This window comes from Streptomyces sp. NPDC001315 (genome assembly GCF_042896175.1).
GTDB lineage: Bacteria > Actinomycetota > Actinomycetes > Streptomycetales > Streptomycetaceae > Streptomyces.
Genome location: NZ_JBIAWZ010000020.1, coordinates 35,099 through 53,138, shown reverse-complemented (window position 1 = coordinate 53,138; position 18,040 = coordinate 35,099). Strand labels below are relative to the sequence as shown.

The 18,040-nt window shown below is 71.4% G+C and carries 18 protein-coding genes and 1 pseudogene; 11 read left to right on the top strand and 8 right to left on the bottom strand.

The features are described 5' to 3' along the window. The first annotated feature begins 68 nt into the window (after positions 1 to 68). The 7 genes and pseudogenes from ACFY16_RS34885 to ACFY16_RS34855 all read left to right on the top strand — a co-directional run. A complete protein-coding gene (locus ACFY16_RS34885; protein ID WP_390651240.1) occupies positions 69 to 977 on the top strand; it encodes an MFS transporter in 909 nt (302 codons plus the stop codon). 16 nt (positions 978 to 993) lie between these two features. Then, positions 994 to 1,533: a hypothetical protein gene (locus tag ACFY16_RS34880; protein ID WP_390651239.1), complete on the top strand. Its 540-nt coding sequence runs from the start codon at positions 994 to 996 to the stop codon at positions 1,531 to 1,533. A 113-nt stretch (positions 1,534 to 1,646) separates the two neighbouring features. Beyond that, positions 1,647 to 1,844, top strand: coding sequence for a hypothetical protein (locus tag ACFY16_RS34875; protein WP_390651238.1), 198 nt, complete (start codon positions 1,647 to 1,649; stop codon positions 1,842 to 1,844). 262 nt (positions 1,845 to 2,106) lie between these two features. Further along, complete coding sequence (locus ACFY16_RS34870; RefSeq protein ID WP_390651237.1) at positions 2,107 to 2,766, top strand: HdeD family acid-resistance protein; 660 nt, start codon at positions 2,107 to 2,109, stop codon at positions 2,764 to 2,766. Between the two features lie 111 nt (positions 2,767 to 2,877). Beyond that, entirely contained in the window at positions 2,878 to 3,285 is a 408-nt protein-coding gene (locus ACFY16_RS34865; RefSeq protein WP_390651236.1) for an SHOCT domain-containing protein, read from the top strand. A 232-nt stretch (positions 3,286 to 3,517) separates the two neighbouring features. Continuing rightward, positions 3,518 to 4,495 carry a pyridoxal-phosphate dependent enzyme gene (locus tag ACFY16_RS34860; protein WP_390651235.1) on the top strand — a complete coding sequence of 326 codons (978 nt, stop codon included), beginning with the start codon at positions 3,518 to 3,520 and terminating at the stop codon, positions 4,493 to 4,495. Between the two features lie 103 nt (positions 4,496 to 4,598). Further along, positions 4,599 to 4,736: pseudogene (locus ACFY16_RS34855) on the top strand (cupin); the annotation flags it as partial. Between the two features lie 37 nt (positions 4,737 to 4,773). Here the strand turns inward: ACFY16_RS34855 and ACFY16_RS34850 are convergent. After that, complete coding sequence (locus ACFY16_RS34850) at positions 4,774 to 6,132, bottom strand: VWA domain-containing protein (RefSeq protein WP_390651234.1); 1,359 nt, start codon at positions 6,130 to 6,132, stop codon at positions 4,774 to 4,776. Then, positions 6,129 to 6,986: an AAA family ATPase gene (locus ACFY16_RS34845; RefSeq protein WP_390651284.1), complete on the bottom strand. Its 858-nt coding sequence runs from the start codon at positions 6,984 to 6,986 to the stop codon at positions 6,129 to 6,131. Before ACFY16_RS34845 ends, ACFY16_RS34850 begins: the two co-directional genes overlap by 4 nt. Before the next feature lie 155 nt (positions 6,987 to 7,141). On the opposite strand from ACFY16_RS34845, the gene ACFY16_RS34840 reads away from it, so the two are divergent. The 4 genes from ACFY16_RS34840 (at position 7,142) to ACFY16_RS34825 (ending at position 10,101) form a co-directional block, all read left to right on the top strand. Continuing rightward, entirely contained in the window at positions 7,142 to 7,711 is a 570-nt protein-coding gene (locus tag ACFY16_RS34840; protein WP_390651233.1) for a TetR/AcrR family transcriptional regulator, read from the top strand. A 103-nt stretch (positions 7,712 to 7,814) separates the two neighbouring features. Further along, the gene (locus ACFY16_RS34835; protein ID WP_390651232.1) at positions 7,815 to 8,495 is read left to right on the top strand and encodes an ABC transporter permease; all 681 of its coding nucleotides are present in this window, start codon (positions 7,815 to 7,817) and stop codon (positions 8,493 to 8,495) included. Continuing rightward, positions 8,492 to 9,163 carry an ABC transporter permease gene (locus tag ACFY16_RS34830; protein WP_390651231.1) on the top strand — a complete coding sequence of 224 codons (672 nt, stop codon included), beginning with the start codon at positions 8,492 to 8,494 and terminating at the stop codon, positions 9,161 to 9,163. Before ACFY16_RS34835 ends, ACFY16_RS34830 begins: the two co-directional genes overlap by 4 nt. After that, the gene (locus tag ACFY16_RS34825) at positions 9,160 to 10,101 is read left to right on the top strand and encodes an ABC transporter substrate-binding protein (protein WP_390651230.1); all 942 of its coding nucleotides are present in this window, start codon (positions 9,160 to 9,162) and stop codon (positions 10,099 to 10,101) included. The genes ACFY16_RS34830 and ACFY16_RS34825 overlap by 4 nt, the downstream gene beginning before the upstream one ends. Before the next feature lie 51 nt (positions 10,102 to 10,152). Here the strand turns inward: ACFY16_RS34825 and ACFY16_RS34820 are convergent, their stop codons facing one another. The 6 genes from ACFY16_RS34820 to ACFY16_RS34795 form a co-directional block, all read right to left on the bottom strand. After that, entirely contained in the window at positions 10,153 to 11,307 is a 1,155-nt protein-coding gene (locus ACFY16_RS34820) for a betaine/proline/choline family ABC transporter ATP-binding protein (RefSeq protein WP_390651229.1), read from the bottom strand. Between the two features lie 240 nt (positions 11,308 to 11,547). Further along, positions 11,548 to 12,216 carry a lactate utilization protein C gene (locus tag ACFY16_RS34815; RefSeq protein WP_390651228.1) on the bottom strand — a complete coding sequence of 223 codons (669 nt, stop codon included), beginning with the start codon at positions 12,214 to 12,216 and terminating at the stop codon, positions 11,548 to 11,550. Beyond that, positions 12,213 to 13,691: a LutB/LldF family L-lactate oxidation iron-sulfur protein gene (locus tag ACFY16_RS34810; RefSeq protein ID WP_390651227.1), complete on the bottom strand. Its 1,479-nt coding sequence runs from the start codon at positions 13,689 to 13,691 to the stop codon at positions 12,213 to 12,215. The genes ACFY16_RS34815 and ACFY16_RS34810 overlap by 4 nt, the downstream gene beginning before the upstream one ends. Beyond that, a complete protein-coding gene (locus ACFY16_RS34805; RefSeq protein WP_390651226.1) occupies positions 13,688 to 14,443 on the bottom strand; it encodes a (Fe-S)-binding protein in 756 nt (251 codons plus the stop codon). Before ACFY16_RS34805 ends, ACFY16_RS34810 begins: the two co-directional genes overlap by 4 nt. Before the next feature lie 72 nt (positions 14,444 to 14,515). After that, on the bottom strand, positions 14,516 to 15,994 hold the full coding sequence (locus ACFY16_RS34800; protein ID WP_390651225.1) for a rhamnulokinase family protein: 1,479 nt from the start codon (positions 15,992 to 15,994) through the stop codon (positions 14,516 to 14,518). Then, a complete protein-coding gene (locus ACFY16_RS34795) occupies positions 15,991 to 18,030 on the bottom strand; it encodes a bifunctional aldolase/short-chain dehydrogenase (RefSeq protein ID WP_390651224.1) in 2,040 nt (679 codons plus the stop codon). The genes ACFY16_RS34800 and ACFY16_RS34795 overlap by 4 nt, the downstream gene beginning before the upstream one ends. Positions 18,031 to 18,040: the final 10 nt, after the last annotated feature.

Genomic DNA, 18,040 nt, shown 5'->3' with positions numbered 1-18,040 from the left:
TGGCATGGACAGGGGACAGCGCAAGCCCCACAAGCCCCCTTCACTGCCGAACCAGCGAGGTGGACACCGTGGCACACTGGCGCGCTCTGGCCGTCCTCGGCACGGCCCAGTTTCTGATGGTCCTCGACACGTCCGTCATGAACGTGTCCATCAGCCGGCTGGTCGAGGACTTCGACACCGAGGTCACGGCCATCCAGGCGGTCATCACGCTCTACGCCCTGGTCATGGCGGCCTTCATGACCGTCGGGGGCAAGCTGGGGGACATCCTGGGACGTCGGCGCCTGTTCTTCCTCGGCCTCGTCGTCTACGGCGTCGGCTCGGCCCTGACCGCCGTGGCCCCGAGTCTGTGGGTCCTCGCCTTGGGCTGGTCGATCATCGAGGGACTCGGCGCGGCGATGGTGCTGCCCGCCATGGCCGCACTCGTCGCGGAGACCTACCGCGCTCCGGACCGGGCAGTCGCCTACGGTGTCATCGGCGGCCTCGCCGGGGCCGGCATCGCGGTCGGGCCGCTGCTGGGTGGCTGGGTGACCACGTACCTGACCTGGCGTCTCGTCTTCGCCGGCGAGGTGGTGGTGGTGCTGATCGTCCTCTGCTGCAACCGGGTGATCGCGAAGACCGCCCGGACCGGCCCCCGGCACGCGCTGGACGGAGTCGGCGCCACGCTCTCGGCGTCCGGGCTCGGACTCGATCCGCGGATCTCGGACCAGGCCCGGCAACAGACCGGCATCGCGCTGGAGGCGGGCATCAGCTTCGTCAGCACCCAACAGGTGCACACGGCCGCCGAGCGGGCCGGACTGACCCCGGCCGACGCCGAGGCCGTCACCGAGTCGTACGCCGCGGCGCAGTTGGACGGCCTGAAGGTGGCGATCCTGGCCGCGGGCGGGGTCACCCTCGTCAGCTTCCTCGCGACCGCGCACCTGCCGGCCGGCCGACAGGTGCGCGGAGCGGCGCACCCGCAGACCGGACTGGCCTCCTGAGCATCCGGGGGACAGCATGGCCAAGGCCAGGGCCAGGACAGGGAACGAAGCCCGGGAGGGGCGCGTTGCACGGCGGGCGCGACGCCGAGCGCATGCCGACTACACGGGAGGCGTCTACGGATCACTGCTCGCCGCCTCCGTCGTGGCGGGCGCCGGTACGCTCGGCCCGCTCCCGAGGCTCGAACTGACGCTCCTGCTCCTGGCCACCGGCGTCGTCTTCTGGATCACGCACGTGTACGCCCAGCTGTTCGGTGCCCGTCTGGCCCGGCAGCCCCTGGACCGTGGCACCGTCCTGCACGTGTGCCAGGAGGAGTGGCCGATCGTCAAGGCCGCCGTGCCGCCCGCGGTCGCCGTGGCCGTCAGCCCGCTGCTCGGCCTGGACCTGCCCGGCACGGTCTGGCTGGCCCTGGCCGTCGCGGTGGCCGGGCAGGTGGCATGGTCGATGGCGGCCGCCCTGCACGCCCGCGCCTCCTGGGGGCTGGCCGCCTCCACGGGTGCGGTCAACCTCGTGATCGGACTGCTGATCGTCGTCCTGAAGGTGGCGCTGACGCACTGACGCGAGCCGTTCGGTGCCGGGTCACCTGTGCCGGGTGAGGCCGTGCGCCGCCGTACGGCGGACGATCGTTGAGCAGGGGACAGAGCGCACGCCACCTACGGGGAGGGCCGCTCATGCGCTACGAGTTCCGCGTCGACGGACACATGTCGAAGACGCTGGCCAAGGCGTTTCCGGAGCTGGAGTACGTCGTCGCGGCCGACCAGACCCTGCTCTTCGGCCCGGTCGTCGACGAGGCGCACCTGTACGGGCTGCTGGCCCGGTTCCAGTCGCTGGGCCTGCGCGTCGCGGAGATGCGGAGACTGGCGGAATGAGCCGCCAGTCTCCCGGAGGCCCGGTGGCTGGGCTCCCGGCCTGTTGGCCTTCCGGCCTTCCGGAGGCTCGGCTTTCCGGAGGCCCGGCCTTCCGGAGGCTCGGCCTCCCGGCTTCCGGCGGCCTGGCCTTCCGGGCTCCCTGTCACCCGGGGCGGGTGATTTCGGAGGGCTGTGGGACGGCGGAGGGTGGGCTGGACGGGTTCGTCACGCCGTTGTGGCGGGGGTTCGCGCCCGATCGGCGAACGGCACGCAAGGAGGAGTCATGACCGTACCGCCTCCGACACCCCCGGTCGGCCCGGAGCAGCGCCCTGCGCAGGGCACTGCCGGAGCGGGCCCCGGCCCCGCCGACGACCCCGCGCAGGTGCTCGCCGCACTGGGCTCGTCCTGGCTCTGGGCCCTGGGCTCGGCGCTCGCGACCCTGGTGCCCGGCATCCTGATCCTGGTGTGGCCTGGTGAGACCCTGCACGTCCTGGCGGTCATCATCGGCCTGTACCTGCTGCTCACCGGGGCCTTCAGGTTCGTCGCGGCCTTCGCCCGGGAGAGTCACGGCGAACGGCTCACCCGGGTCCTGCTCGCGGTGCTGTTCGTGCTGGCCGGTGTGCTGTGCCTGCGCCATCCGCTCCAGACGATCGCCGCGCTCTCCCTGATCGTCGGTGTGACCTGGCTGGTGTCCGGCATGCTGACCCTCTACACGGCCATCGCCGCCACGGGCCTGCCGCACCGCGGCGTCCTGTTCGGTGCGGGTGCGCTCGGGGTCGCCGCGGGGATCGTGGTGCTGGCCCTGCCCACCCAGTCAGCGGTCGCCCTGACCCGGCTGCTCGGCCTGTGGCTCGTCCTGCTGGGCCTGGTGGAGCTGGCGGTGGCGCTTGCCCTGCGGGCCGCGCTGCGCAGGGCCGGCAAGGACAGCCGGCCCGCCTCCTGAGCACCGTCGCGCTCACCCCCCTCGGGTGAGGCGGCCGAGTGGAACGCCGCCCACGCTGGAGGAGCACGGACAAACCGACGGGCGACCCGCCCGGTACGGAGGAGGACAGAAGTGGACGGACACACCTACCTCGCCTACGACTTTCCGCTGCTGAGCGCCTTCTGGACGATGCTGTGGTTCTTCCTGTGGATCCTGTGGTTCGTCCTGCTCTTCAAGATCATCGTCGACATCTTCCGTGACGACGATCTCGGCGGCTGGGCCAAGGCGGGCTGGCTCGTCTTCGTCGTGGTGCTGCCCTTCCTCGGCGTCTTCGTCTACGTCGTCGCGCGCGGCAAGGACATGGGTCACCGCGAGATGGCGCAGATGCAGGCGCAGAAGGAGGAGTTCGACAGCTACATCCGACAGACCGCCACCACGCCCAGCAGCGTCGACCAGCTCGCCAAGCTCTCCGAGATCCGCGCCAAGGGCGACATCACGGACGAGGAGTTCCGCCGTGCGAAGGAGAAGGTCCTGAGCTGACCGGGGGTACAGCCGGGGTGGGTGAACCGCGGCGAGGGCAGGGCCGGACGGGTCCTGCTCTTGCCGTTTTCGTATGCTCTCTTATTGGATTTTTCGTGCAAGTTGTGGACTGAAAATCTAGAGGGGGGCTCGACCCTGGGCCTCCGCCTGCACCTACCTCTCCCTGCCTCTCCCGAGCGAGAGCCGGCACGACCGCGCCCACCACCGACCGGACCGACGAGGGAGCACAGCCGTGACCACCCCACCCCTGCCGATCACGCTCGACGACGTCCTCGATGCCGCCGCGCGGCTCAAGGGCGTCGCCCACCGCACGCCGGTGCTGCGCTCACGGATCCTCGACGGCCTTGTCGGCGCCGAGGTGTTCCTCAAGTGTGAGAACTTCCAGCGCGTGGGGGCCTTCAAGTTCCGTGGCGCCTACAACGCGGCCTCCCGGCTCACCCCCGAGCAGCTCGCCCGGGGCATCGCCGCCTACTCCTCCGGCAACCACGCCCAGGCGGTCGCCCTCGCCGCCCGGGAACTCGGCACCACCGCCGTCATCGTGATGCCCGAGGACGCCCCGCGCTCCAAACGGGACGCCACCGCCGCCTACGGCGCCGAGATCGTCACGTACGACCGCTACACCGGTGACCGGGTCGCCATCGCCGAGGCCCTGGCCGCCGAGCGCGGCCTCACACTCATCCCGCCCTACGAGCATCCGCACGTCATGGCAGGTCAGGGCACTGCGGCCCTTGAACTCCTCGAGGAAACAGGCGAATTGGACCTCCTGATCACGCCGGTCGGCGGCGGTGGGCTGATCGCCGGCAGCGCCACCGCGGCCAAGGGGCTGCGCCCGGACATCCGGGTGATCGGCGTCGAACCGGAGACCGGGGACGACACCAAGCGGTCGCTGGAGGCGGGCCACCGCGTCACCATCCCGGTGCCGCACACCATCGCCGACGGCCAGGCACTGCACACGCCCGGCGAACTGACCTTCTCCGTCAACCGACACCTCGTCGACCACATCGCCCTGGTCTCCGACGACGACATCCGTGACGCGATGAGGTTCGCGTTCGAGCGGCTGAAGACCGTCGTCGAGCCGAGCGGCGCCACGCCGCTGGCCGCCCTCCTGGCGGGCCGCGCCGGCCGCCTCCCGGGACGGGTCGGCGTGATCGTCTCCGGCGGCAACATCGACGCCGAGCGCTTCGCGAGCCTGTGCGGGAAGACGGACTGACGAACCGGGCGAGCGGCGGTCACCCGAATGGCGTCGCCCGTTCGGCAGGCGGACGATGAAGTGGTGGGGCCTGGCCCCCGCCGGTTGCCCTGCGCCCGCGGGGATGGACGACGGCGGCGAGGGCGCGGTCGGCCCCGGCGACGTCTTCGTGCTTCCGCCCGGACACGGCGCCTGGGTCGTCCGCGACGAACAGGTCGTGGTCCACGACTTCGCGGGATCCATGGCGAAGCGGTACGCGTAGGCACAGGAGGGTCGGCCCGGGGGGGCCGGTTCCGCGTTCAGACCGGCAGCAGCCGGCCCACGATGGTGCCCAACTGCCGGGCGTTGCGGCACTCGTGCATCTCGACCAGCTCGGCGTAGGCGGGCGCGGCCGAGTCGCCGGTGCCCCATTGGGCGCGGGGTTCGGGGTTGAGCCAGTAGAGGCGGCGGGCGCGCGCGGCGACCTGCCGTACGGCCGGCAGGTTCGGGTCGCTCATGTTCGTACGGGCGTCACCGAGCACGAAGACGGTCGTGCGCGGGCCGACCGCGGCCTCGTACCGCTCCGCGAACTCGCCCAGCGCGACACCGTAGTCACTGCTGCCGTGCCAGCCGGTCAGCGTCGCCTCCGCCCGGATGCGGGCGCTCAGTCCCTCGGCGTCGGCCGCGCCCCGCACAAGCAGCCCGGTCACCTCGTCGATCCGGTTGACGAAGGCGAACACCCGCACCTTGCTGAACTGGTCGTGCAGCGCCTGCACCAGCAGCATCGTGAAGTCCGAGAAGCCGGACACCGAGCCCGACACGTCGCACAGCAGCACCAGTTCGGGACGGACGGGCCGGCGGCGGCGCAGCACCGGCCGCATCGGCACCCCGCCCGTGGACAGTGATCCGCGCAGGGTGCGCCGTAGATCGATGGTGCCGCGGGCGGCACGGCGGCGGCGAGCGGCCAGCCTGGTGGCCAGCTTGCGGGCGAGCGGCTGCACGGTCCGGCGCAGCTCGGCGACCCGGTCCTTCCCGGCGTAGAGGAAGTCGACCCGGTCGGCGGTCGGGGCCACCGCCCGACGGGCGATCTCGTCCCGGCCGCGCCGCTCGGCCACCCGGCGCCGCGCCTCCGCCGCCACCTGCCCGCGGAAGACCTCGATCCGCCGCCGGATCTCGTCCTCCAGCAGTCGGCCGGCGAACCCGGAGCCGCCGTCCTGCGCGCGGACGCTGTCCCGGACGCGCGCGAGCAGGGTCTGCGGGCGGAGCCGGTCGAGGGCCTGGTACGACGACCAGCCGTCCGACCCCGGCGAACTCCCGTATCCGCCGAAGCCGTCGACCGCCTCGACGGCCAACCGCCCCATCATGGCCACATCGTTGGCGGCGAGGGCCGCCGCGAGCCGGTCGCGCAGGTCGTCCCGGTCCGCGGAGCCCGCGTCGGGCGCGCCGACGCTCTTCGGGAAGTAGAGGTCGAAGACCGGGTCGAACACCCGCCGTTGATCCGTCGTGTGCAGCAGCGTCGCGGCCAGTCCCTCCCGCAGCAGCTCACGGTCCGCCAGGCCCAGCGCCGCCACGGCCTGCGCCGCGTCCACGGTCTCGCCGGTGCCGACGCGCAGACCGTGGACGCGGAGCGCGGCGACGAAGCCCGTCAGCCGCGTCGCCACATCCGTCGGCGCGGTCATACGGCGTCCAGGTCGAGCTTGGCGGCCGCCTTGAGGACGTCGTCCTGGTGCTTGAGGAGCACGCCCAGGCTGTCGCGTACGACGGTCTCGTCGAGCGTGTCGGCGCCGAGCGCGAGCAGCGTACGCGCCCAGTCGATGGTCTCGGCGACCGACGGCACCTTCCGCAGGTCCATCGCCCGCAGCGCGCCGACCACCCGCACCACCGACTCCGTCAGCGCCTCGCCCAGCCCCGGCACCTTCAGCCGTACGATCCGCCGCTCCAGCTCCTCCTCGGGGAAGCCGATGTGCAGGAACAGACAGCGGCGGCGCAGCGCCTCGGACAGCTCGCGGCTGGCGTTGGAGGTGAGCACGACGAACGGGCGGCGTGTCGCCGTGATGGTCCCGAGCTCGGGGACGGTGACCTGGAAGTCGCTGAGCACTTCGAGCAGCAGGCCCTCCACCTCGACGTCGGCCTTGTCGGTCTCGTCGATCAGCAGCACCGTCGGCTCGTCGCCACGGATGGCGGTCAGCAGCGGCCGCGGAAGCAGGAACTCCTCGCTGAAGATGTCCGTGCGCGTCTCGTCCCACGTCTCGTCGCGCCCGGCGCTGATGCGCAGCAGCTGTTTGGCGTGGTTCCACTCGTACAGCGCGCGTGACTCGTCGACGCCCTCGTAGCACTGCAGCCGTACGAGCCGTGCCTCGGCCACCTGCGCCACGGCCTTGGCCAGCTCGGTCTTGCCGACGCCCGCGGGGCCCTCGACCAGGAGCGGCTTGCCGAGGCGGTCGGCGAGGAAGACGGTGGTCGCCACGGAGGGGGAGGCCAGATAGCCGGTTTCGGCCAGGCGGGCGGAGACATCGTCGACGGACGTGAACAACAGGGCCTCCGGCGGTCGCGGGCGAATCGGCATCCAGGCACTATCTAAGCGCTTGTTCACCGCTGCTGTCATCCGCCTCCCGACGGAGCAGGGATTCGGCCGAGATGAGACACCGATCGGTTTCCTCGCTGCCGTCGGCGCGGTACCCTCGCCGCATGACCACGACCGACAAGACCTCCACCCGTGACCGGCTCCTCGACGCGGCGGCCGAGCTCTTCTACCGCGACGGCGTCTCCATCGGAGTCGAGGCGCTGTGCCGGACGGCCGGGGTCTCGAAGCGGTCGATGTACCAGCTCTTCGACAGCAAGGACGAGGTGCTGGCCGCCAGTCTGGAGCGCCGTAGGGCCCGGTACGAGGCCCTGTTCGCGCCTGACCCGGAGGAGGCCACCACCCCGCGCGAGCGCATCCTGCACGTGTTCCGCCGGCTGGAGCAGGCCTCCGCCGACCCCGACTACCGCGGCTGCCCCTACCTGGCCGTGCTGGTGGAGCTCAAGGACCCGGCGCACCCGGCGAGCGCGGTCGCCCGCGCGGCGAAGGACCGCCTGGAAGGCTCCTTCCGCAGTCAGGCCGAGCTGGGCGGCGCCCGCGACCCGGACCTGCTCGCCCGGCAGCTGATGCTGCTCTTCGACGGGGCGAGCGCCCGCGCCGGCGCCCGCATCGAGACCCTGGACGGGCTGGTGACGACGACCGCCGAGGCGCTGCTCGACGCGGCGGGCGTGAAGTAACGCACGCACGAACGGGGGCGGCCGTCCGAGCGGCTCCAGACAACCCGCCCGTACGGGTCACCACAACGAGCCGACCCCGCGCCCCAGCCGGTGCAATGGACGCGTGACCGCGCCCCCGGACGACTGCCTCGCGCGCAACGAGTGGATCTGCGGCGCGTACCTGACCAGCCGCAGTGAGATCCTCGTCGACGCGGTGCTCCAGCACCTGCAACTGACCGTGGTGTCGGTACTCATCGGCCTGGCGATCGCCGTGCCGCTCGCGGTGCTGGCCCGCCGCTGGGGCTGGGCGGCCGGACCCGTGCTGGGCGTGACGACGATCCTCTACACGATCCCGTCCCTGGCGATGTTCTCGCTGCTGCTGCCCGTCTACGGCCTCTCGGCGACCCTGGTCGTCGCCGGTCTCGTCCTGTACTCCCTCACCCTGCTGGTCCGGAACATCCTCGCGGGCCTGCGCGCCGTCCCCGAGGAGACCAGGCAGGCCGCGCGCGGCCTGGGCTACGGCCCGATCCGCCTCCTGCTCACCGTCGAACTGCCGCTCGCCCTGCCCGCCTCGATGGCCGGGCTGCGCATCGCCACCGTCTCGGCGGTCTCCCTGGTCACGGTGGGCGCGATCGTCGGTTACGGCGGCCTCGGCAATCTGATCTACGCGGGCATGAACACGTACTTCAAGGCACAGGTGCTGACCGCGTCCGTGCTGTGCGTGGTGATCGCGGTCGCCGCCGACCTGCTGCTGCTCGGCGTGCAGTGGCTCATCACCCCCTGGACCAGGACGGCCCGCGGATGACGACCCTGACCGACGCCTGGGACTGGCTCGCCGACCCCGTGCACTGGTCGGGCGCCGACGGCATCTGGCACCGGCTGCTCCAGCACTTCCTCCTCACCGTCGTCTGCCTGGTCATCAGCTGTCTGATCGCCCTGCCGGTCGCCGTCGTCCTCGGCCACCTCGGCAAGGGCGGCGCGCTGGCCGTCAACATCTCCAACGTCGGCCGTGCCGTACCCACCTTCGCCGTCCTGGTCCTGCTGCTCCTGACCCCGGTCGGCACCTGGGGCGAGGGCCCGACGGTCGTCGCGCTGGTGCTGTTCGCCGTCCCGCCCCTGCTCACCAACGCCTACGTCGGCATGCGCGAGGTCGACCGGGGCATCGTCCAGGCGGCACGCGGGATGGGGATGACGGGCCGGCAGATGATGTTCCGGGTGGAACTGCCCCTCGCGCACCCGCTGATCCTCAACGGAGTGCGTATCGCGGCCGTCCAGCTCGTCGCCACCGCCACCATCGCAGCGCTGGCGGGCGGCGGCGGGCTGGGCCGGATCATCACGGCGGGCTTCAACCTCGCCAGTACGCCCCAGGTGGTGGCGGGTGCCGTGCTCGTCGCCGTGTTCGCGCTGATCGTGGAGGGGCTGTTCGAAGTCGCCGAACGGGTGGCGCCGGCCTGGACCAAGGGCACGCGGTGAGAGGCCGTACGGCCCTGCCGGCACTGCTTCTGCTCGCGCTGCCGGGCTGCTCGACCGGCCCGTCACTGGAGAACCGCGGCGAGGTCACCGCACCGCCCGGCGACAGCCACAACCTGATCATCGGCTCGGCCGGATTCACCGAGAGCGACCTGCTCGCCCAGATGTACGCGCTGCTGCTGAACCAGGCCGGATACAAGACGTCGATCCTCACCGTCGCCAACCGCGAACTGTACGAACCCGCCCTGGAGTCCGGGCAGATCGACGTCGTACCCGAATACGCGGCGACCTTCGCCGACTGGCTCAACGCCAAGACCAACGGCCCCCAAGCACCCCCGGTGGGCTCACCCGACCTCCCTGCCACGATGAAGGCGCTGCGAGCACTGGCCACCCCCCGTGGGCTCACCGTCCTGGACGCCGGAAAGGCCGTCGACCAGAACGCGTTCGCCGTCAGCGCCGCCTACGCGCGGCAGCACCACCTGAAGACCCTCAGCGACCTCGGCGCCTCGGGCCTGAAGGTCCGGCTCGCGGCAGGCGACGAATGCGTCCAACGACCGTACTGCGCACCGGGGTTGAAGAAGACCTACGGCATCGACATCACCGCCGTCGACCCCAAGGGGGTCGGCACGACCCAGGCGAAACGGGCCGTGCAGAGCGGCCAGGACCAGATGGTGCTGACCACGACGACGGACGCCACGCTCGACGGCTTCGGCCTGGTCCTCCTCGCCGACGACAAGCACCTCCAGAACGCGGACTACGTCGTCCCCGTCGTCAACCGCTCCCGGGCGGGCGGCGCCAAGGTCACCCAGGCGTTGGGCAAACTCAACGACGTCCTCACCACACGGGACCTGGCGTCCATGAACCAGCAGGTGGACAGCTGGCGCCGGCTGCCCAAGGACGTGGCGCGGACCTATCTGGAGGACAAGGGGCTGCTGAAGTGAGCGCCCGACCGCGGGGGGCGGGGGCGGTCACACCGGTACCGCGTCGGCGAACTATGCGTCGGCGACCGAGTCGAACGCCACCTGTCCCCGCGACACGCCCCGCGCGTCCGCGTCCACCGAGCGGCGCAGTGCCTCGTGCAGTTTCGCCGGGGTGAGGACGCCCAGGAGGCGGGCGCCGTCCAGGACCGCGACCCAGCCGGCGTCGTGCTGGAGCAGCACGCCGAACGCCTGCTTCAGCGGCGCGCCCACCGGCACCCAGGCGTTCATGCGGTGAGCGTGGTCACCGACCGAGCCGCCCGCCGCGAGATCGTCGATACCGACCCAGCCGTGCAGGTCGCCGTGTGCGTCCAGGACGACGGCCCAGCGGGTGCCCTCCGTGCGTAGCCGGTGCGCCGCCCGCTCGGCCGGCTCGTCGGGGCGGGCGACGGGCGGCTGCTGGAGGTCGTCGGGCTCGATCTCGGTCACCGACAGGCGTTTCAGCCCCCGGTCGGCGCCCACGAACTCGGCGACGTACGGCGTGGCGGGTGCCCCGAGCACCGCACCCGGCGTGTCGAACTGCTCGATGCGCCCCTGCCCGTACACGGCGATACGGTCGCCGAGCCGGACCGCCTCCTCGATGTCGTGCGTGACCAGCAGCACCGTCTTGCGCACCGTGGCCTGCATCCGCAGGAACTCGTCCTGCAACTGCTCCCGCACCACCGGGTCGACCGCGCCGAACGGCTCGTCCATCAGCAGCACCGGCGGGTCGGCGGCGAGCGCCCGTGCCACGCCGACCCGCTGCCGCTGACCGCCCGACAGCTGGTGCGGATAGCGCGGTCCGTACGTCTTCGGATCCAGACCGACCAGCGACAGCAGCTCGGCCGCCCGCGCCCGCGCCTTCGCCCTCTTCCAGCCGACCAGCGCCGGTACGGTGGCCGTGTTGTCCAGCACGGTGCGGTGCGGGAAGAGGCCCACCTGCTGGATGACGTAGCCGATCCGGCGGCGCAGCCGCACCGGGTCGACCGCGGCGACGTCCTCACCGTCCACGAAGATCCGGCCCGACGTCGGCTCGATCAGCCGGTTGACCATCATCATGGTCGTCGTCTTGCCGCAGCCGGACGGTCCCACGAGCGTGACGAGTTCACCCTCGGACACCTCGAAGGAGAGGTCGTCCACGGCCGTCGTTCCGTCCGGGTAACGCTTGGTGACCTGATCGAACCGGATCATTCCCTCACGCTAGCCGGGCCGTCCGATGCCCGCTCACCAGCTGCGCCCCCTGTGCATGAACTACGAGTTCCACTTTTGAAAAGTTTCAATTTGCATGAAGGGAAAGCGGGTCGCGGTTATTCGATGACCACCGTCCGGCGGTTAGTTCTGTTGGATTCCGACACCCCTGGCCCAGGTACCCGGCGTCGAGTACCTGGGCTTCGAGAACGGGGTCGCCTCCTATCGGCTCCCGTCCGGTCCCTACGAGGTGGCCTCGGCCCTCGGCTGACCGCTCACCAGTACCACCTCCAGGGTGCGCGGACCGTGCACCCCCTCGACCCGGTCCAGCTCGATGTCGCTGGTCGCCGACGGCCCGGAGATCCAGGTCAGCGGACGGGCCGGGTCGAGGCGCTCCAGGGCCTGGGGCACGGAGGAGACCACCTGGTCTGGGACGCGGACGACGCAGATGTGGTGGTCGGGGATCAGGGTGATCCGGCGGCGCCCCTGGTCCGGTCCGCCGTCGAGGACGATCGTGCCGGTCTCGGCGATGGCGACGGCGCAGCCGGTGACCACGCTCGCCACCTTGTCCAGTTCGTGGGGCGTGCTCACGGCACGGTCGTGGACCCGGGTGGGGTCGGCGGCCGACATCCACTCCGGCGGGAGTCCCGGAGGCACGAGCACGTACTGGGGCCCACGCTCAGCGAGCAGCCGCATGATGACGTACGGCAGCTCCTCGTCGGTGGCGCGATGCACGACCGCCCGATAGTCCGCCAGGTTCTCCGCCAGCAGGTCCATCGTCGCCTCGACGCCGCGGTCGTCGTGCTCCCGCAGATAGTCGCGCGCTACGGCGTCCTCGTACGGGGTGTCATCCCGTGGTACGTCCGCGAGCGCGCGCCGCACCCGGCCCAGGATCCGTTCCCTGCTGCTCACTTGGCACTGTCCTTTCCGCCGTTCGTGCGCTGCCACCAGTCACGGAACGGTTCCGCGGGCACCGGCGGGAGGTCGCGGGTCGCGCTCCAGGCCTTGCCGGGGCCCGGCAAGGAGCGCGGATGCAGACGGCGGGTGCGTGACGCGAGCCGCTGCCCGGTACGCAGGACACCCGGACGGTCGAACGCCCAGCGCGCCGCCCGCATGGCCGCCCGCTCGGCGGCATGCCCCTTGGCCGGCTTCAGTACGACCTTGTTGCCCTCCCGCGTCACCTGGCCGCCCTCGACGACCCGTTCCCGCAGGTGCACGAGGACTTCGGGGATGTCGATGGCGACCGGGCAGACCTCGTAGCAGGCGCCGCACAGCGAGGAGGCGTACGGGAGGGAGGCGTCGATCTCGCTCTGTGTGCCCCGGAGCTGGGGGCTGAGGATGGCGCCGATCGGCCCCGGGTAGACCGATCCGTAGGCGTGGCCGCCCGCGCGCTCGTACACCGGGCACACGTTGAGGCAGGCCGAGCAGCGGATGCAGCGCAGTGCCTGGCGGCCGACCTCGTCGGCGAGGGTGTCGGTGCGGCCGTTGTCCAGCAGCACCAGGTGGAAGGTCTTCGGCCCGTCGCCGTCCGTCGTACCGGTCCACGTCGACGTGTACGGGTTCATGCGCTCGGCGGTCGAGGAGCGGGGGAGGGTCTGGAGAAAGACCTCCAGGTCCCGCCAGGTCGGCACGATCTTCTCGATGCCGACGACCGAGATCAGCGTCTCGGGCAGGGTCAGGCACATCCGCCCGTTGCCCTCGGACTCGACGACCACGAGCGTGCCGGTCTCGGCGACCATGAAGTTGGCGCCGGAGATGCCGACCTTGGCGCGCAGGAACTTCTCGCGGAGGTGGAGGCGGGCCGCCTCGGCGAGTTCGGCGGGCGTGTCGGTCAGGTCCTCGGGGGCGGGACGGCCCCACTCGCTCATCTCACGGGCGAAGATGTCGCGGATCTCGCCCCGGTTGCGGTGAATGGCGGGGACGAGGATGTGCGAGGGGCGGTCCTTGCCCAACTGCACGATGAGTTCGGCGAGATCGGTCTCGTACGCCCGGATGCCCTCCGCCTCCAGCGCCTCGTTGAGCCCGATCTCCTGCGTGGCCATCGACTTGACCTTGACGACCTCCGACTCGCCCGTGGCCTTCACCAGTTGGGTGACGATCCGGTTGGCCTCGTCGGCGTCGGTGGCCCAGTGAACGATGCCGCCGGCCGCCGTGACCGACTCCTCCAACTGGACCAGGTACCGGTCGAGATGACGCAGCGTGTGGTCCTTGATCTGCTTCCCGGCCTCCCGCAGCTCCGCCCAGTCGGACACCTCGGCCACGGCCTTCGCCCGCTTGGCGCGGATGGTGTGGGTGGCGTGCCGCAGATTGCCGCGCAGGGTCTGGTTGTCGACCGCCTCGTGCGCGGCCTTCGGGAAGGCCGGCATTCCTACGAACGTGCCGCTCATGCCGCCGACTCCTCCTCCGTGCCGGCCAGGATCTCCGCGATGTGCAGCGGCCGCATCCCCACCTTGAGGCGGGTCATGGTTCCGCCGATGTGCATGAGGCAGGAGTTGTCGGCCGCGCACAGCACCTCGGCGCCCGTCGACTCGGCGTTGCGCACCTTGTCCGTGCCCATCGCCGCCGAGACGTCGGAGTTCTTCAGCGCGAAGGTGCCGCCGAACCCGCAGCACTCCTCCGCCCCCGGCAGTTCGACGAGTTCCAGCCCCTTGACGGCCTGGAGCAGCCGCCGGGGACGATCGCCCAGCCCGAGGCTCCGCAGCCCGTGGCAGGTCGGGTGGTACGTCACCGTGTGCGGGTAGTACGCGCCGACGTCCGTCACCCCGAGCACGTCCACCAGGAACTCGGTGAGCTCGTACGTCTTCGGGACCACCGGCGCCAGGGCGGCGGCGAGGGCGTCCCCGCGGCCCTCGGCCCGGGCCCGTTCACCCATCCGCGGATACAGCTCCCGCACCATCGCCCCGCACGACCCCGACGGGGTCACGATCGCCTCGTACTCCCCGAAGACATCGGAGAAGTGACGGGCGAGCGGCTCGGCCTCGTGCCGGTAGCCGGTGTTGTAGTGGGCCTGGCCGCAGCACGTCTGGTCCATCGGGAAGTCGACGTCGACGCCCAGCCTGGTCAGGAGTTTCACGACGGCGCGACCGGTGTCCGGATAGAGCGTGTCGTTGACACAGGTCAGGAACAGTGCGACACGCATCGCGGCTCCTAGTCATTGATCATCGGATGAATGCAGGGTAGTGGCAGCGCTGGCCCTTGGGGAGCCCCCGGCTCACCGCGCGACGAGCCGGGCCTCCGCCTCCTGCCACCGTGCCGTGTCGCCCCGCGGCTCGTACCGCGTCAGCGGCTGCGTACGAACCAGAAGACGCCGCATGTCGGTGAGGTCACCGACGAGCTCGTGCGCCCGGGCCTGGACGAGTACGTTGCCGAGGGCGGCGGCCTCCGTAGGGCCGACCATCACGGGCAGTCCGCAGGCGTCGGCGGTGAGCTGGCAGAGCAGTGCGTTGCGGGTGCCGCCGCCGACGATGTGGACGACGTCGACGGGATGGTCGGCCAGCCGCTGGGCGTCCTCGACGGCGCGGCGGTGGGCGAGGGCGAGGGAGTCGAGGATGCAGCGTGTGATCTCGGCCCGGGTTTCAGGCACGGGCTGGCCGGAGTCGCGGCATGCCTCGGCGATCCGTTCCGGCATCCGGCCGGGCGCGAGGAACGCCGGGTCTCCCGCGTCCACCACGGACCGCAGCGTCGGGATCGCGGCTGCCTCGCGCAGCAGTACGCCGAGGTCCGGGTTGCCCCAGGCGCGTACGCACTCCTGGAGCAGCCACAGGCCCATGATGTTGCGGAGATAGCGGACCGTGCCGTCCAGGCCGAGTTCGTTGGTGAAGTTGGCGGTGCGGCTCTCCTCGCTGAGGACGGGCGCGTCCAGTTCGAGGCCGGCCAGGGACCAGGTGCCGGTGCAGATGTACGCGAACCGTTCGCCGGTGGCGGGGACGCCGGCCACGGCGGAGGCCGTGTCGTGCGAGCCGACCGCAGTGACCGGCACGGGACCGGTCAGGCCCGTTTCCTCCAGCACGTCCGGCCGCAGCAGGCCCGCCGGGTCGCCTGGCCGGCGCAGCGGTGCGAACAGGCTCAGGTCGATGCCAAGCCGGGCGGCGACGTCGTAGGACCAGTCGCGTGTGCGGGGGTCGATGAGCTGGGTGGTGGAGGCGTTGGTCAGCTCGGTGCCCTGCTCGCCGGTGAGCCAGTACGTCAGCAGATCGGGGATGAGCAACAGGCGTTTCGCCGAGGCGAGCTGGGCCGTCCCGCGGGCTGCCGTCAGCTGGTACAGGGTGTTGAAGGGCGCGTACTGCAATCCGGTCGCCGCGTACAGCTCGGTGGCCGGGAGGGTCGCCCAGACCTTTTCCGCGATGCCCTCGGTGCGGGTGTCGCGGTAGTGCACCGGATTGCCGAGCAGTGCTCCGTCGGTGTCGAGCAGGCCGTAGTCCACGGCCCAGCTGTCGATGCCGACGGAGTCGAGCCGGCCACCGCAGTGGGCGCCGGCCGCCCGTAGTCCGTCCAGCACTCCCGCGTACAGCGTGAGGACGTCCCAGCGCAGCCCCTCCGGAACCCGGACCGGCCGGTTGGGGAAGCGGTGCGCCTCGGCCAGCTCGAGGCTGTCGGGGCTCACGCGGCCGACCATGACGCGCCCGCTGGACGCGCCGAGGTCGACCGCGGCGTACGACTTCAGGGTGGAAGATTTCACGGCGGCGCTCATCGCAGGAAGGCGGCCGCGACACCCGCGTCGACGGGGACGTGCAGCCCGGTGGTGTGGGTGAGCTCGCCGCCGGTGAGGGCGAAGACGGCGTTCGCGACGTGCTCGGGGAGCACCTCCCGCTTGAGGATCGTCCGCTGCGCGTAGAACTCGCCCAGCTTCTCCTCCTCCACGCCGTACACGGCCGCCCGCTGGGCACCCCAGCCGGCCGCGAAGATCCCGGATCCGCGTACGACTCCGTCGGGGTTGACGCCGTTGACGCGGATGCCGTGTTCGCCGAGCTCGGCGGCCAGGAGCCGCACCTGGTGGGCCTGGTCGGCCTTGGTGGCGGAGTAGGCGATGTTGTTGGGGCCGGCGAAGACGGCGTTCTTGGACGCGATGTAGACGATGTCGCCGCCCAGTTCCTGGGCGATCATCACCCGGGCCGCCTCGCGGGAGACGAGGAAGGAGCCGCGGGCCATGATGTCGTGCTGGAGGTCCCAGTCCTTCGCGGAGGTCTCCAGGAGCGGCTTGGAGATGGAGATTCCGGCGTTGTTGACGACGAGGTCGACCCCGCCGAAGGCGAGCGCGGCGGCCTTGAAGGCGTCGGCGATCTGCTCCTCGGAGGTGACGTCGACGGTCACGGCGACGGCCTTGTCCGGCCCGCCCAGTTCCTCGGCGACGGCGGCGGCGTTGTCGGTGTTGAGGTCGGCGACGACGACGCAGGCACCCTCGGCGACCAGCCGGTGGGCGATGGCCTTGCCGATCCCGCTGCCGGCGCCGGTGACCAGGGCCACCCGGGTCGCGAGCGGCTTCGGCTTCGGCATCCGCTGGAGCTTGGCCTCTTCCAGGGCCCAGTACTCGATGCGGAACTTCTCCGACTCCTCGATCGGTGCGTAGGTGGAGACCGCCTCGGCGCCGTGCATGACGTTGATCGCGTTGATGTAGAACTCGCCGGCGACGCGGGCGGTCTGCTTGTCCTTGCCGAAGGAGAACATGCCGACGCCCGGGACGAGCACGATGGCCGGGTCGGCGCCGCGCATGGCGGGGGAGTCGGGCTGGGCGTGCCGCTGGTAGTAGGCGGCGTACTCCTCGCGGTAGGCGGCGTGCAGTTCCTTCAGCCGTGCGACCGCTTCCTCGAGCGGGGCGGTGGGCGGCAGGTCCAGGACCAGGGGCCGCACCTTGGTGCGCAGGAAGTGGTCGGGGCAGGAGGTGCCCAGTGCGGCGAGGCGGGGGTGCTCGGCACGCGCGAGGAAGTCCAGGACGGGTTCGGAGTCGGTGAAGTGTCCGACCTGCGGCTTGTCCTGGGAGGCGACGGCACGCACGTACGGTGCGAGCGCGGCGGCCCGTTCGCGCCGCTCGGCCTCGGGCAGCGCCTCGTAGCCGGCGATGGCGGGGCCGAAGGGTTCCGGCCTGCCGCGCTCGGCGAGGAACTGCTCGGCGGTGCGGATGATGTGCAGCGAGTTGCGTTCGCACTCCTCGGAGGTGTCGCCCCAGGCGGTGATGCCGTGTCCGCCCAGGACGCAGCCGATGGCCTGGGGGTTGGCGGCCTTGACGGCGGCGATGTCCAGGCCGAGCTGGAAGCCGGGGCGCCGCCAGGGCACCCACACCACACGGTTCCCGAAGCATTCGGCGGTCAGCTTCTCCCCGTCGGCGGCGCAGGCGAGCGCGATGCCGGAGTCGGGGTGCAGATGGTCGACGTGGGCGGCGTCGACGAGGCCGTGCATGGCGGTGTCGATGGAGGGCGCCGCGCCGCCCTTGCCGTGCAGGCAGTAGTCGAACGCGGCGACCATCTCGTCCTCGTGCTCGACACCCGGGTAGACGTCGGTGAGCGCCCGCATGCGGTCCAGCCGCAGCACGGCCAGCCCGGCCTCGGTGAGCGTGCCCAGGTCGCCACCGGATCCCTTCACCCACATCAGCTCGACGTCGCCACCGGTGACGGGATCGGTGTCGGTGCCCTTCGCGGACGCGTTGCCACCGGCGTAGTTGGTGTTACGAGGATCAGCGCCGAGCCGACGGGAGCGGGCCAGGAGCGCGGCGGCTTCGGGATGCGGTGCCATGACTGTCTTT

Bases quoted from the DNA above. Each gene is read 5' to 3' on its own strand.
- ACFY16_RS34880 (WP_390651239.1), top strand. From the start codon at position 994: ATGGCCAAGGCCAGGGCCAGGACAGGGAACGAAGCCCGGGAGGGGCGC.
- ACFY16_RS34875 (WP_390651238.1), top strand. From the start codon at position 1,647: ATGCGCTACGAGTTCCGCGTCGACGGACACATGTCGAAGACGCTGGCC.
- ACFY16_RS34870 (WP_390651237.1), top strand. From the start codon at position 2,107: ATGACCGTACCGCCTCCGACACCCCCGGTCGGCCCGGAGCAGCGCCCT.
- ACFY16_RS34850 (WP_390651234.1), bottom strand. From the start codon at position 6,132: ATGACCGCGCCGACGGATGTGGCGACGCGGCTGACGGGCTTCGTCGCC.
- ACFY16_RS34840 (WP_390651233.1), top strand. From the start codon at position 7,142: ATGACCACGACCGACAAGACCTCCACCCGTGACCGGCTCCTCGACGCG.
- ACFY16_RS34830 (WP_390651231.1), top strand. From the start codon at position 8,492: ATGACGACCCTGACCGACGCCTGGGACTGGCTCGCCGACCCCGTGCAC.
- ACFY16_RS34820 (WP_390651229.1), bottom strand. From the start codon at position 11,307: ATGATCCGGTTCGATCAGGTCACCAAGCGTTACCCGGACGGAACGACG.
- ACFY16_RS34810 (WP_390651227.1), bottom strand. From the start codon at position 13,691: ATGAGCGGCACGTTCGTAGGAATGCCGGCCTTCCCGAAGGCCGCGCAC.
- ACFY16_RS34805 (WP_390651226.1), bottom strand. From the start codon at position 14,443: ATGCGTGTCGCACTGTTCCTGACCTGTGTCAACGACACGCTCTATCCG.
- ACFY16_RS34800 (WP_390651225.1), bottom strand. From the start codon at position 15,994: ATGAGCGCCGCCGTGAAATCTTCCACCCTGAAGTCGTACGCCGCGGTC.
- ACFY16_RS34795 (WP_390651224.1), bottom strand. From the start codon at position 18,030: ATGGCACCGCATCCCGAAGCCGCCGCGCTCCTGGCCCGCTCCCGTCGG.